Here is a 14,845-nt window from a genome sequence, read left to right on the forward strand (position 1 = left end):
ATCAAGAACTGATAAATGTCATATTTTTAATAAGACTAGCGTCCCAAATTTGCAAAAGGTAAAGCAAATGTAAATGGCAAATATGACATGTTATCATTGCGGTGATGACTGTGGCAGGGACAAGGTGCGTTTTGATGAGAGGGATTTCTGCTGTCATGGTTGTAAAACAGTGTATGAAATTTTTACTTCAAACGGCCTTTCCAACTTCTACGAAATTGAGGCCAAGGCTGGGAACACTCCAAAGGAAGTAAGGAGCAAGTACGATTTTCTGGATAATCAAGAGATCGTGGAAAAGCTGTTGGAGTTCAATGAGGAAGCCATCCAAGTGATCAATCTGAGCATTCCGTCCATTCATTGCAGTTCCTGTATTTGGGTGCTGGAGAATTTAAATAGACTTCATCCCGCTATCACCAATTCCCAGGTGGATTTTCCCAAGAAAACGCTACGAGTTACGTATTCCTCACAAGAGTTTTCCCTAAAAGGTTTGGTGCTGATGCTGAGCAGCATTGGTTATGAACCTTATATTTCCCTGGACGAGTATGATAAAAAGGAAAAGAAGAAAGACCGTTCCTTGATCTACAAGTTGGGGGTGGCAGGTTTTGCCTTTGGCAATGTGATGCTTTTGTCTTTTCCTGAATACTTTGAAGTTGAGGAATTCTGGCTGGAGCAGTACAAACCTGTATTTCGTTGGTTGATGTTTGCCTTTTCCTTACCTGTAGTGTTTTATGCTTCGCAAGATTATTTTATATCGGCCTACAAGGGCTTGCGCTCCAAACTTTTGAACATTGATGTGCCTATTGCCCTGGGTGTTCTCACTTTGTTCTTGAGAAGTACGGTAGATATCATTTTTGATTTGGGTTCCGGTTTTTTTGATAGCCTGACCGGATTGATTTTCTTTTTGCTCCTTGGTAAATTCTTTCAACAAAGAACCTACTCCTTTCTTTCTTTTGAGAGGGACTATAAGTCCTATTTTCCAATAGCCGTTACCCGTCTGAATCAGGACAAATCTGAAGAAAATATCCAAATCTATAAAGTTAAGGTGGGGGATAGGCTCTTGATCAGAAGCAATGAGATCATTCCCGTGGATTGCATTTTGATGAAGGGATCTGCACAAATTGACTATAGTTTTGTAACAGGGGAATCCCAAGCGGTGTTCAAGGAATCAGGAGAAAAACTCTTTGCAGGGGGGAAGCAACTCTCAGGACTTTTGGAAGTGGAGGTGCTCAAATCCGTATCCCAAAGCTATCTGACCCAGCTTTGGGGCAATTCGGTGTTCTCCAAAGATAAGGCGAGTGCCTTCCAAACCTTAACGGATAGTATAGGGAAACGGTTTACTGCAGGTGTATTGACCATTGCCACTTTAGCAACCCTGTTTTGGTTGATATACGAGCCTAGCATGGCACTAAACGTTTTTACCGCGGTACTGATTATTGCCTGTCCTTGCGCCATTGCCTTGGCGGCCCCCTTTACCTTGGGGAATATGTTGCGCATATTTGGGCGGCAAAAATTGTATCTGAAAAATACCAACGTAATAGAGCGCTTGGCAAAGATTGATACGGCTATTTTTGATAAAACCGGAACACTTACCACAACAAAAAAAGATGCCATCTTATATGAGGGTGTTGAACTTAGCTCGGAAGAAATCGCTTTGCTCAAGACCACGCTGAGAGCATCCAACCATCCGTTGAGTCGGTCATTATATGGGATTTTGCAATCCAACGCGATTATGACGTTGGATGAGTTCCAAGAACATACGGGCAAGGGGATTGAAGGTAGGGCCAACCAACATTCCATCAAAATTGGGTCTGCGGGCTACGTGGGCAGGGATTCCGTTCACACCACAGCGGATACGGCCGTTTACGTAAGCACGGATGACGATTTTAAAGGGCGTTTCGTTTTCAAGAACAGTTACCGTGATGGTGTTTCCAAGGTGTTTCAGTCACTAGGGAGTTCCATGCAAATAGGAGTTTTATCGGGTGATAACGATGGGGAGCGCAAACAGCTGCAAAAAATACTTCCCGTAAGGACCCAGATGCACTTTAACCAGAAACCTGAAGATAAGCTACAGCATATAGAGCATCTACAGAAAGAACATAAAGTATTGATGGTGGGGGACGGACTCAATGATGCCGGGGCCTTGGCCCAAAGCGATGTGGGCATTGCGGTCTCGGAAGATATCAATGTGTTTTCACCAGCCTGTGACGGGATTTTGGACGCTTCCCAATTTAACAAGCTGTCCACTTTTATGGAGCTTTCAAAAAAATCCATTCAAGTGATTAAAATGAGCTTTGTACTGTCCCTCTGCTATAACGTGGTGGGGCTTTATTTTGCCGTAACAGGTCAATTACAACCTGTTATTGCTGCTATTTTAATGCCCTTGAGTTCCATTAGCATTGTTTTGTTCACTACCTTAATGACCAATGCTCTGGGACGGAAACTAAACCAACCAACTAACTAAGTCATGAGCAAGAAACTTATTAACCAACTAAGGGAGCGAATAGGGCCAAATGTATTGGCTATCAGTATTGGAATTGTGTATTTGTGGTTTGGGACCTTAAAATTCTTTCCAGATACGAGTCCTGCCGAAGATTTGGCAAAGAACACCATTCATCAATTGACGTTTGGACAACTTTCAGATGGTATTGCCATCAATTTATTGGCATTTTGGGAAGTGTCCATTGGCATTCTGTTGGTATTCAATCTGTGGAGAAAGGGCGCAGTGATCATCACCATGGTTCATATGATATTGACCTTTACTCCATTATTGCTGTTTCCTATGGATTCTTTTCAAAATCCCCCTTGGATTCCGACCCTTTTGGGACAATATATTGGAAAGAACTTGATCATAGTTGCGGCGCTTGTTACGCTATGGCGGCAAGCCCAAAAAAAAGAAATATATAAATCGCTGTAAAAACTGATATATGTCATTTTTTGCCAATGGGCCTGACAGTAGTTTTACAGCCAAATTCAGGTAGGTATGAGTGTTATTTATGTGTTGTTGGCCATTAGCATTACGGTTGCGCTGGTCTTCTTTGCCGCATTTGTATTGTCCGTCAGGAGTGGGCAGTACGATGACGCCTACACTCCCTCTGTCCGAATGCTTTTTGAAGACGAACTTTTGGATCAAGAATCCGATTTGGATAAAGACAAAGCAGAAATCACACAAACTAAAAGAACAAACCAATAAATATGGAAATACAACAATTTCATTACGACAACAAAATCGTACAAAAGTTTTTATACGCCACCATGTTATGGGGTGTTGTTGGAATGTTGGTGGGCCTCCTGCTGGCATTTATGTTTTTGTTCCCTAACATCACCGACGGCATTTCATGGTTGAGCTTTGGACGTATTCGTCCCCTGCATACCAACGCGGTAATTTTCGCTTTTGTGGGGAACGCCATTTTTGCCGGGGTGTATTATTCCACCCAGCGGCTGTTAAAAGCCAGAATGTTCAGTGATGCGCTGAGTAACATCAACTTCTGGGGATGGCAATTGATCATTGTGGCAGCAGCCATAACACTACCATTGGGGTACACCACCTCCAAGGAATATGCAGAACTTGAGTGGCCCATAGATTTGGCCATTGCGGTCATCTGGGTAGTCTTTGGTTGGAACTTGATTGCCACCATCCTAAAGCGTAGACAGCGTCACTTGTATGTGGCTATTTGGTTTTATCTGGCCACTTTTGTAACGGTAGCGGTATTGCATATCTTCAATAGCTTGGAGTTGCCCGTGTCCGCCTTAAAAAGCTACTCGGTTTATGCTGGGGTTCAGGATGCCTTGGTGCAGTGGTGGTATGGACATAATGCGGTAGCATTCTTCCTGACCACGCCTTTCTTGGGGCTGATGTATTATTTTGTTCCAAAGGCAGCGAACAGGCCTATTTATTCCTATAGGCTTTCCATCGTTCACTTTTGGTCCTTGATTTTCATCTATATCTGGGCTGGTCCGCACCACTTGTTGTACTCCTCGTTGCCTGATTGGGCACAGAATCTTGGGGTGGTTTTCTCCGTGATGCTGATTGCACCTTCTTGGGGTGGTATGATCAATGGATTGTTGACCCTCCGTGGTGTATGGGATAAAGTAAGAAGTGATGCCACCCTGAAATTCATGGTGGTAGCCATCACGGGTTACGGTATGGCCACTTTTGAAGGACCCATGCTGTCCTTGAAAAACGTAAATGCCATCGCCCACTTTAGTGATTGGATCATTGCCCATGTACACGTAGGGGCCTTGGCCTGGAACGGATTCTTGACCTTCGGGATGATCTATTGGTTGGTTCCCAAAATGTTCAAGACCACCTTGCATTCCAAGGGCTTGGCCAATCTCCATTTCTGGATTGGCACCTTGGGAATCATCCTATATGCATTGCCCATGTATGTGGCTGGGTTTACCCAAGCCTTGATGTGGAAAGAATTTAACCCGGATGGTAGCTTGGTATACGGTAACTTCTTGGAGACCGTTACCCAGATTATCCCCATGTACTGGATGAGAGCTATTGGGGGAACCATGTTTATTGTGGGTATGTTGATCATGATATACAACGTGGTCGTAACCATAAGAAAAGGAAGCAGCGTTGAAGACGAATTGGCCGAAGCACCTGCCTTGGCAAGGGTTTCCAAAAGACGTGTGGCTGGCGAAACCTTCCACAACTGGTTGGAAAGAAGACCCGTACAGTTGACCATTTTGGCCACAATTGCCATATTGATAGGGGGAATCATACAAATTGTACCAACAATTTTGGTGAAATCCAACATCCCGACCATAACCAGTGTAAAACCATATACCCCTTTGGAATTGGAAGGACGTGATCTCTATATCCGCGAAGGCTGTGTGGGATGTCACTCCCAAATGATCAGACCTTTTAGAAGCGAAGTGGAGCGTTACGGTGAATATGCCAAGGCTGGGGAATTTGTTTACGACCACCCATTCTTATGGGGTAGTAAGCGTACTGGACCCGATTTGCTTCGGATAGGAGGAAAATACTCAGACAACTGGCATTTGAACCATATGTACGATCCACAAAGTACTTCATCAGGGTCTATAATGCCAGCGTATCAATGGTTGGTAAGAAATGAACATGATCGAAGCCAAGTGCAGAGCAAGATGGAGGTCATGGTCAAACTTGGAGTTCCGTATACGGAAGAGGATATAGCCAATGCACCTCAATCCATGGCGGAGCAGGCCGAAGCCATTGAAAAAAATCTCTACACCGACCCGGAATTTGCCAAAACTTATGAAGCTGATAAGCAGTACGCGGCGGACAACGGAGAGGATTTTGTAGAGATGCGAGATCGTGAAATTGTGGCTCTGATTGCCTATCTGCAGCGATTGGGCACAGACATAAAGATGCAAGACACTGAAGAACTGTTATCACAGAACAAAGAATAAAGAATCAGGATGCTTGTCAAGTAATGACCTACGTCTGACATCTGACATCTAGCATCTAAAAATCTATAAAAGCTATGTTGAAATTCGTAAAAAACCACATGGAAACCATAGACGGGGTAGCCAGTTATCCCATGATATCGCTAATGATCTTCTTTGTGTTCTTTGTTGCCTTGTTTTGGTGGGTGTTTACCGCTACCAAGGAACATATCAAAGAGATGGGCGAATTGCCTTTAGATAACGATCAACCTAACAAACTATAATATTATGAGCACAAGAACACCGTGGTGGATCCGTATTCCAGTAATCTTCTTTCTAATCTTCGGATTGATGGAATACTTCATAGATTCAGGAGACAAGCCCGCAATTATCGAATATCCGATCACTCAGTTTTTCCTGTTGTTGGTCCTGATGATTTTGATTGCGATTGAGCTAATATTGAAGTCCATTGAAAATGTAATGTTCCAAACCCTTTCCGAAGAAGCGAAGGCCAATTACTTGGCTTCCAAAAACAAAAAGACGGAATGGACATGGGCCAAAAATATATACAAACGTTTGACCAAGAGCCGTGAGATTGAAAGGGAAAGTGAAATTATCATGGACCACAATTACGACGGCATCCGTGAATTGGACAATGTTTTGCCTCCTTGGTGGGTATATTTGTTTTACGCCACCATTATTTTTAGTGTTGTGTATTTGGTTCGCTTCCACATCATTGGCGACTACGACCAGGCCATGGAGTACGAACAGGAAGTGGCTGCTGCCAAAATTGCCATTGAGGAATACAAGAAAACAGCAAAGGATTTGGTGGATGTCAATACGGTGGAATTTCTATCCGACGCTGCTGATTTGAGTGCTGGAAAGCAAATATTCACAGACAACTGTGTGGTATGCCACATGGCTGATGGAGGAGGAGGTATTGGACCCAACCTTACGGACGAATACTGGATTTTGGGTGGAGGTATCAAAAATGTCTTCAACACCATATCCGAAGGTGGTCGTGATGGTAAAGGAATGGTGGCATGGAAGCAAAGCTTAAAGCCAGCTGAAATGGCCCAGGTAGCCAGTTATGTATTGACTATGGGCGGAACCACACCGGCCAATCCCAAGGCTCCGGAAGGGGATATCTGGATAGATCCGGATGCTCTGGCACCTGTAGAAACCGAAGAAGCTCCAAATGAGCAGGTTTCGGATTCCACGGATGTAGCCATGAATGAATAGTTGAATACTAAACTCGTCTTTTAAGGGGAGATGTCCTAAGGACAAAGGGGTATAACCAAAATTGCAATGGAAGAAAATTTCAGGGATTCCATAGGAACCATTACCAAAGAAGGAAAAAGGGCATGGATCTATCCCAAAAAACCGAGTGGCCGTTTTTATGATTATCGCAAATATGTGAGCTACGGTCTATTGCTGTTTTTGTTTGCCTCTCCTTTCATCAAAATACAGGGACACCAGTTTCTGTTGTTCAATGTACTAGATCGGAGGTTCAATATTTTTGGATTTCCATTCTGGCCACAGGATTTTCATTTGGTGGTAATCTCCATGATCATTGGGGTCATATTTATTGCCCTTTTTACGGTGGCTTATGGTCGGATTTTTTGCGGATGGATATGCCCCCAGACCATTTTTATGGAGATGGTCTTCCGTAGGATTGAATACTGGATTGATGGAGATAGGGGTGCCCAGACCCGCTTGGAGAAAGCTCCATGGAATGCAAAAAAAATCTGGAAACGTTCTTTAAAATGGTTCATCTTTTTTGTCATTTCCTTTTTGATAGCCAATGTATTTCTGGCCTATTTGATTGGGAGCGATAAATTGATTGCTTATATCACGGATGGACCAATGGCGCATTTGGGAACCATGGTGCCCTTGCTCATTTTTACGGGAGTTTTCTATTTCGTTTTTGCCTGGTTCAGGGAACAGGTATGTATTATAGCCTGCCCTTATGGAAGACTTCAAGGTGTTCTGTTGGATGATAAATCCATTATTGTGGCCTATGATCATAAGCGGGGAGAAGGAGAAGCAGGACGCAAAAAATTCCGAAAGAATGAGAATCGTGATGCCTTGGGTCACGGCGATTGTATAGATTGTTTTCAGTGTGTGAATGTATGCCCAACTGGAATTGATATCAGAAATGGGACCCAACTGGAATGCGTGAACTGTACGGCTTGTATTGATGAGTGTGACCATATCATGGAAAGCATCAACAAACCCAAAGGCTTGATTCGGTATGCGAGCGAGGATGAAATCAACAAAAAGGAAAAGTTCAAGTTCACCTCCAGAATGAAGGGTTATACGGCCGTTTTGTTCATCTTGACCGGAATCTTGATCGGAATGCTGTTCCTTAGAAATGAGTTGGAGGCCAATGTCCTCAGACTGCCTGGGCAGTTGTATGAAAGAAAGGAAAACAACATCATCAGCAATGTATATACCTATAAGTTGGTCAATAAGACCACCAAGGATGTTGAGAATGTTAGTTTTAAATTATTGTCCCATAAAGGCGAAATAAAAATGGTCTCCCAAGATCAATTTGTGGTCCCTGCCGAGGAGCTTGCAGAGGGAACATTGTTTATAGAGATCAATGCATCGGCATTGACAGGGGACAAAGACAAGCTCAAAATAGGGGTTTATAGTGGGGATAAACTTATAGAAACCACGGTAGCTCAATTTTTGGCGCCAAGAAGTTATAATTAGGCATAAGGTTAAAAGCGAGAAAAATGAAAATCAATTGGGGAACAGGAATCGTATTGAGTTTTGTGGCATTCATTGCCTTTATTCTATATTTCGTGGTTCGGATGAGCACAGATGATAGGGCCAACCACGATTTGGTTACTGATGATTATTACAAACAGGAACTGGCCTATCAGAAAGAGATTGATGCATCCAACTCCGCGGCCAAAATGAACGCCCAATTGAAAATTGAAAAAACTGGGGAAGGTTTAAAAATTAGCTTCCCGGAAAAGTTCGACTATAAAAAAATTAAAGGCACTGTGTCCCTTTACAGACCGTCCAACAAGCATTTGGATATTGACTTTCCTTTAAGTTTGTCCAATACACATTTGCTCATACCTGACAATAGCTTGGTGGGCGGTCGCTGGGATATAGCCATAAAATGGTCGTATGAAGGTAATACCTTTTTGCACAAAGAAAAATTGACCTATTAGATCATGTTGGTATCGGCGTTGGCATTGGGATTTTTGGGAAGCTTGCACTGCTTGGGCATGTGTGGCCCCATTGCCTTTATGCTGCCGTTGGATAGGGAAAGCAATACCAAAAAAATAGGCCAGCTTTTTATATATCATTCGGGAAGATTACTGGCTTATGCCAGTATTGGGGTGCTGTTTGGATTTTTGGGCAAGGGACTTTCCCTTTTTGGGATGCAGCAAAAACTATCCATAGGAATGGGCGTTTTGATGATTCTTTTGGTCTTGGTACCCACTAAGATTTTTGATGCCCACAAACTGTCCAGACCTATTTATACCCTTTTGGGAAAAATAAAATCGAAATTGGGTAAGGAACTTCAAAAAAAGACCCCAGATGCTTTTTTAACCATTGGCTTTTTGAATGGGTTCCTACCTTGCGGATTGGTGTATATGGCCTTATTGGGCGCCATAGCTTTGGGCAACGCATGGCAGGGTGGACTGTACATGATGTTGTTTGGGGTGGGAACCATACCCTTAATGACCACGGCGGCATATTCAAGTTCTATTTTAAGCACTCCCATGAAATCCAAAATTCGCAGATTGATTCCGGTTTTTGTGGTATTGATCGGGGCACTTTTCATTATCAGGGGAATGGGACTGGGAATTCCCTATGTCTCCCCAAAACCCATGAATGCCCACATGGAATCAACAAGTATAGAATGTCATCAACCTTAGAAATAAAAAATAAGTGAAAATAACATCAGCAGAAGAAGCCGTTGGCTTAATAAAATCAGGAGATCGTGTTTTTGTTCAAGGTGCGGCTATGACCCCAAATGAACTTGTGGACGCCCTTTGTGAACGCCATAAAGAGGTTGAGAACGTGGAGATTGTATCCATTCATACAGAGGGAAGCGCTCAATACACGGAAGAACCTTATTGCAATTCCTTCCATCTTAATTCCTGTTTTGTGGGTGGGAATGTTCGAAAAAGTGTGAACACCCCAAATGCGGGTTATATCCCGATTTTTTTAAGTGAGATACCTTGGTTGTTCAAACGCAATATTTTGCCTTTGGATGTTGCCATTGTGCAGGTTTCCCAACCGGACAAACATGGATATTGTTCCCTGGGTGTTTCTGTGGATGTGGCCTTACCTGCTGTAAGGACCGCAAAGAAAATCATAGCACAGATCAACCCGTATGTGCCGCGCACGCATGGAACGGGAATTGTGCATATTGATGAAATTGAATTCGCCATTGAGGTAAATCGACCCATCCATGAACACAATCCAGGAATAATTTCGGATTTGGAGCATGAAATTGGGGCCAATGTGGCTTCCTTGATAGAAGATGGAGCCACCCTCCAAATGGGTATTGGCAACATCCCCAATGCGGTTTTGGACAACCTAAAAAACCACAAACGTCTGGGCATCCATACCGAGATGTTTTCTGATGGGGTACTGCCCTTGATTGAGCAAGGGGTAATAACCGGGGAGGACAAGGCCGTAAAACGGGGCAAAATTGTTAGCTGCTTTGCCGTGGGTTCCCGAAAGTTATATGACTTCATTGATGATAACCCCATTTGTGATTTTAGGGATTCGGGTTATACGAACGATACGGCAAGAATTCGACGTAACCCCAAGGTGACGGCCATAAACAGCGCCATCGAAATTGACCTTACCGGTCAGGTCTGTGCGGATACCATTGGAAGCTACCAGTTTTCAGGGGTTGGTGGCCAGATGGATTTCATCCGAGGGGCTTCCCTTTCAGAAGGAGGTAAGCCCATTTTTGCCATGTCTGCAGCGACCAAAAAGGGTGTTTCCAAGATTGTGCCTTTTCTAAGGGAAGGCGCGGGTGTCACCACTACCAGGGCACACGTTCATTATGTGGCCACGGAATATGGTGTGGTCAATCTTTATGGAAAAAATCTACAACAAAGGGCAAAGGCTTTGACTTCCATTGCGCATCCTGATCATAGGGAAGCGTTGGAAGCAGCGGCTTATGAAAGGTTCCATCAGTAGCTGGCTTTAAAACATATAGAATAAAAAAAGGGGAGTTAAAAACTCCCCTTTTTCCATCATGTAAAACCCAATCAAATACCAATCAATCAAATTTTAAAGGTTACAACAGCCGTATTGGAATGATTGGCAATATTTTCACCTATACTTCCCATAAAGAAGTGGGACAATCCTTTTCTACCATGGGTTGGTATTCCTATGAGGTCAGCGGCTACTGACTCACTATAATTTAATACCCCTTTTTCTACAGTATAGTCATTGTAAATTTGAACCTCCAGTCCAACCTTTGCTAGATTCAGGAATTTGGATACCCGGTTATAAGCATCTTCCGTACTCAAGAATTCATCTCCAGGGGTATTGATATACACCGGATACAGTTGGGATTTTAAGAGTTTGGCCATTTCCATTGCTTTTTGGAGGGCAGGAACACTTTCCTCCTTAAAATCGCAGGCAAAGACAAATCGTTCAGGCCTAAATTTTTCAATATCCCCTTTTATGACCAAAACGGGTATATCCGAAGTTCTGACCACACGTTCGGTATTGGAACCAAAAAAGATTTCTTGTAAACCATCCGTTCCATGTGATCCCATAACTATAAGCTCAGCATTGTGCTTCTCGGCAACGTCACTTATCTCACTAAATACTTTATAGTGCTTAATTACGGGTATGATGTTGACACCTTTTAAATAAGGTTTGTCCAAAAAGTCATTAAAGCGTTTTTCACCAATTTTGATCAGATGAACAATTTGTTCTTGGGACACATATCCAGAATCGGCCATGATAGCTGGTGAGAGTTCCAACATATGGAGTACCAAAAGTTCAGATCCATGTGTTTTGGCAAGACCGGCCGCTACTTTTAGAGCTTGTTCGCTTTGCTTCGAAAAATCTACAGGTACAATAATACTTTTCATCTGATTTTATTTTAATGGTTAAACGGTCATGGAAAACAGTCGGGTCTCTGGCTTTTTGCGATGTAGTTTTAAGTCAAAGGCCATACTGATATTCCGAATAAATGGTCTTCCTTTAGGAGTTACTTTTATCTGGTTGGTTCCAATATCCACCAATCCGTCCAACTCCAATTCGGTAAGGTTCTCAATGATTCTTTCAAAATCTATGGTTTGTGTTTCTCCCAGTTCCCAAGCGGTCTCAAACTGGCACATGAGATTTAGGATATGTCTTCGTATAATTTCGTCTTCCTCGTTCAACACATGGCCCCTAAAAATGGGAATTACCCCATGGGTTACCAGATGTTGGTATTCTTCAATGCTCTTCACGTTTTGGGCAAATCCATACCAGCTATCGCTAATACTGGAGACCCCCAGCCCAATCATCAGTTGGGTTTTGGACGGGGTGTAGCCCATAAAGTTCCTGTGGAGCGTGCCATTTTCCATCGCTTGGAATAAACTGTCTGTAGGCAATGCAAAGTGGTCCATTCCCACATCTTTATACCCGAATTCGGTCAACATATTTTTGCCAAGCTCGTACTGCTGTTTTTTTACTTCCGAAGTAGGAAGGTCACTTTCCTTGTATCCGCGTTGCCCGTTGCCCTTCATCCAAGGAACATGGGCATAACTATAGAAAGCAATACGGTCTGGTTTCAGTGCATTGGTCATGGTCACGGTCTGCTTAACATCCTTCAGCGTTTGAAATGGTAAGCCGTATATAATATCGTGCCCAACAGAAGTGTATCCAATTTCTCGGGCCCATTCGGTAACCTTCTTCACATTCTCAAAAGGTTGAATCCTGTTGATGGCTTTTTGCACCGTTAAATTGTAGTCTTGCACACCTAAACAGACTCTTCTAAACCCCACATCAAAAAGAGCCTGTAAGTGTGCTTTGGTTGTATTATTTGGATGTCCTTCAAAACTAAATTCTGGATGTTCCGCCTTACTTCCCAACCGTAGAATTCCCTTGACCAACATCTTTAAGTGTTCAGGGGAGAAAAAAGTTGGGGTGCCTCCACCCAGATGAATTTCTTTGATGATAGGCTTGGAACCCAATATATCACAGTATAATTGCCATTCCTTGAGAACGGATTGTATATACGGAAGTTCTACTTCATGCCTTTTGGTAATCCGTTTATGACAGCCACAAAAAGTGCACATGCTCTCACAATAAGGAAGGTGAATATATAGACTTATTCCTTCTTCCTCAGATTCTTTGTACGCTCTCAGAACGCTATTTTTCCATTGCTTTCCGGAGAAGGATTCTATGTCCCAGTAAGGTACCGTTGGATAGCTCGTATACCTTGGGCCAGGGACATTATATTTTTGGACTAGATGACACATAGGGGTTTAGTATTTATAGTTCAAAATTACCCCTGGGCATGCTCAAAAAACATGATAAATATCAGTAAGAAACCAAATGGGACTGACAAGTATCATGTTTTAACAGTAGCTGGGATTGTAGTTTTATACCGTACCGATCAAAGACATTTTACTTTAAATGGGTGAACGTATTCCAGATAGCAAGTTTGATCAAGAAGAGCGCAAAGCTTTTGTAAAGCATTTGTTGGATGACCTCAAGGCCTTGGAACAAATCTTGGGCAATAATCTTATAGAGAGTGATGTGGTCCGTATTGGTGCGGAGCAAGAGTTGTGTTTGGTCGATGAAGATTATCGCCCTTCCGGGGAGTCCATTCGACTTTTGGATGCGATCAATGACGGTCATTTTACAACGGAACTCGCCAATTACAATTTGGAGATCAATCTGGATCCTTTTGTACTCAAAGACAATTGCTTCTCCAGAGTGGAGTCCCAATTGACCAATTTGCTGGAAAGAGCGAAATCCAAAGCAGAGAAACTGGGAATTAAGATCGTCTTAACGGGGATTTTACCCACCATCAGTAAAAATGAACTGGGGATAGATTTTATGACCCCAATTCCGAGATATCATAAATTGAACGAGGTATTGACCCAATGTAGGGGGGATCATTTTGCCTTAAAAATTAGGGGCGTGGACGAACTGACCTTGCGTCATGATTCTGTGCTGTTTGAGGCTTGCAATACCAGTTTTCAACTGCACCTCCAAATTCCCCAAAAGGATTTTATCCCAAGCTATAATTGGGCCCAGGCTATTGCAGGACCTGTATTGGGTGTGTGCAGCAATTCTCCTTTATTGATGGGAAGGGAGTTATGGAAAGAAACCAGAATTGCTTTGTTCCAACAAAGTTTGGACACCCGAAAGTGGTCTTACGCCCTAAAGGAACAAGTGGCCAGGGTAGGTTTTGGAAATCATTGGCAGGAGGAATCCGTGGCTGAGATTTTTAAGGAAGATATCTCTACCCATCGAATCCTGTTGACCAAACCCATCGAACAAAATTCTTTGGAGCTTTTGGAAAATGGGGCCATTCCCAAACTTGAAGCCCTCAATCTATTTAATGGAACAGTATACCGTTGGAACAGGCCGTGCTATGGGGTGGGCAATGGAAAACCCCATTTACGGATTGAAAACCGATATATTCCATCAGGTCCTTCAGTTATGGACGAGATGGCCAATTTTGCCTTTTGGGTAGGATTAATGGTTGGAAGGCCCAAGAAGTATGATAACATGTCCGCCATTATGGACTTTAAAGAGGCCAAGCACAATTTTATCAAATCTGCGATAACAGGAAGGCAAACAGTGCTTTCCTGGTTGGGAAAAACCGTGACCTTAAAAAAGCTGATAGTAAAGGAGTTTCTTCCCATCGCAAAAAAAGGCTTATTGGATTATGGAGTGGATTCCAAAGATGTGGAACGCCTACTTGGGGTGATTGAAAACCGCACAAAAATGGGAACCGGAGCAGAATGGCAAGTGAAGAATTTTAGGAGATTACGAAAGGAAATGAAGCTGGATTCGGTTTTGGTCAAGTTGACCGAGGCCATGCATGAAAATCAAAAGAAAAACATGCCCGTTCATGAATGGGCCATGATCAATGAGAAGCAATCGGCGGCAGAGCCCTATCTCTGGGTAGGACAGATCATGTCTACGCGACTTATCAAACTTTATGAGAATGATTACGCCAATTTGGCCGTATCCATCATGCAATGGAACAATATTCATCACATTCCCGTGGAAAATAGTCGTGGGGAACTTTCGGGACTTTTGACCTGGAGCCATATTGCCGAGTTGGAACACGACAAAGAGGAAAACAATGCCCTTGTTTCAGATTTTATGATACATAAAGTGGTCACGGTGCAGCCACGCACCAAAATAGAAACCGCCAAAAAACTAATGGAGGAGTATCAAATAGGAAGCTTGCCTGTTTGTGTGGGCTCCCATCTTGTTGGAATCATAAGCAAGGTTGATTTATAAC

Annotated in this window: 13 protein-coding genes; 11 read left to right on the forward strand and 2 right to left on the reverse strand. The window is 43.0% G+C overall.

The genetic code is table 11. The features are described from left to right. Nucleotides 1–73 precede the first annotated feature (73 nt). From ACOOE0_RS08625 to ACOOE0_RS08670, 10 genes are all read left to right on the forward strand, one after another. Nucleotides 74–2,458, forward strand: coding sequence for a heavy metal translocating P-type ATPase (locus ACOOE0_RS08625; protein WP_420402067.1), 2,385 nt, complete (start codon nucleotides 74–76; stop codon nucleotides 2,456–2,458). A gap of 3 nt (nucleotides 2,459–2,461) precedes the next feature. Beyond that, a complete protein-coding gene (locus ACOOE0_RS08630) occupies nucleotides 2,462–2,911 on the forward strand; it encodes a hypothetical protein (RefSeq protein ID WP_420402068.1) in 450 nt (149 codons plus the stop codon). A 66-nt stretch (nucleotides 2,912–2,977) separates the two neighbouring features. Beyond that, entirely contained in the window at nucleotides 2,978–3,187 is a 210-nt protein-coding gene (gene ccoS / locus ACOOE0_RS08635; protein ID WP_420402069.1) for a cbb3-type cytochrome oxidase assembly protein CcoS, read from the forward strand. Nucleotides 3,188–3,189: 2 nt separating this feature from the next. Next, nucleotides 3,190–5,394 (forward strand): cytochrome-c oxidase, cbb3-type subunit I, encoded by a 2,205-nt coding sequence (gene ccoN / locus ACOOE0_RS08640; RefSeq protein ID WP_420402070.1) that lies wholly within the window; start codon nucleotides 3,190–3,192, stop codon nucleotides 5,392–5,394. Between the two features lie 74 nt (nucleotides 5,395–5,468). Next, nucleotides 5,469–5,654: a CcoQ/FixQ family Cbb3-type cytochrome c oxidase assembly chaperone gene (locus ACOOE0_RS08645; protein WP_138835662.1), complete on the forward strand. Its 186-nt coding sequence runs from the start codon at nucleotides 5,469–5,471 to the stop codon at nucleotides 5,652–5,654. Nucleotides 5,655–5,658: 4 nt separating this feature from the next. Then, nucleotides 5,659–6,612, forward strand: coding sequence for a cbb3-type cytochrome c oxidase N-terminal domain-containing protein (locus tag ACOOE0_RS08650; protein WP_420402071.1), 954 nt, complete (start codon nucleotides 5,659–5,661; stop codon nucleotides 6,610–6,612). A gap of 66 nt (nucleotides 6,613–6,678) precedes the next feature. Beyond that, complete coding sequence (gene ccoG / locus ACOOE0_RS08655; RefSeq protein WP_420402072.1) at nucleotides 6,679–8,088, forward strand: cytochrome c oxidase accessory protein CcoG; 1,410 nt, start codon at nucleotides 6,679–6,681, stop codon at nucleotides 8,086–8,088. 23 nt (nucleotides 8,089–8,111) lie between these two features. Continuing rightward, nucleotides 8,112–8,558, forward strand: coding sequence for a FixH family protein (locus ACOOE0_RS08660; RefSeq protein WP_420402073.1), 447 nt, complete (start codon nucleotides 8,112–8,114; stop codon nucleotides 8,556–8,558). Between the two features lie 3 nt (nucleotides 8,559–8,561). Then, a complete protein-coding gene (locus ACOOE0_RS08665) occupies nucleotides 8,562–9,272 on the forward strand; it encodes a sulfite exporter TauE/SafE family protein (RefSeq protein ID WP_420402074.1) in 711 nt (236 codons plus the stop codon). A gap of 13 nt (nucleotides 9,273–9,285) precedes the next feature. Continuing rightward, on the forward strand, nucleotides 9,286–10,554 hold the full coding sequence (locus ACOOE0_RS08670) for an acetyl-CoA hydrolase/transferase family protein (protein WP_420402075.1): 1,269 nt from the start codon (nucleotides 9,286–9,288) through the stop codon (nucleotides 10,552–10,554). Nucleotides 10,555–10,640: 86 nt separating this feature from the next. On the opposite strand, the gene ACOOE0_RS08675 is transcribed toward ACOOE0_RS08670, so the two are convergent. Further along, on the reverse strand, nucleotides 10,641–11,462 hold the full coding sequence (locus ACOOE0_RS08675; RefSeq protein ID WP_420402076.1) for a universal stress protein: 822 nt from the start codon (nucleotides 11,460–11,462) through the stop codon (nucleotides 10,641–10,643). An 18-nt stretch (nucleotides 11,463–11,480) separates the two neighbouring features. Beyond that, nucleotides 11,481–12,839 (reverse strand): oxygen-independent coproporphyrinogen III oxidase, encoded by a 1,359-nt coding sequence (hemN, locus tag ACOOE0_RS08680; RefSeq protein WP_420402077.1) that lies wholly within the window; start codon nucleotides 12,837–12,839, stop codon nucleotides 11,481–11,483. 157 nt (nucleotides 12,840–12,996) lie between these two features. On the opposite strand from hemN, the gene ACOOE0_RS08685 reads away from it, so the two are divergent. Beyond that, nucleotides 12,997–14,844 carry a CBS domain-containing protein gene (locus tag ACOOE0_RS08685; RefSeq protein ID WP_420402078.1) on the forward strand — a complete coding sequence of 616 codons (1,848 nt, stop codon included), beginning with the start codon at nucleotides 12,997–12,999 and terminating at the stop codon, nucleotides 14,842–14,844. The last annotated feature ends 1 nt before the right edge of the window (nucleotide 14,845 follow it).

This window comes from Flagellimonas sp. (genome assembly GCF_965215805.1).
Lineage (GTDB): Bacteria > Bacteroidota > Bacteroidia > Flavobacteriales > Flavobacteriaceae > Flagellimonas.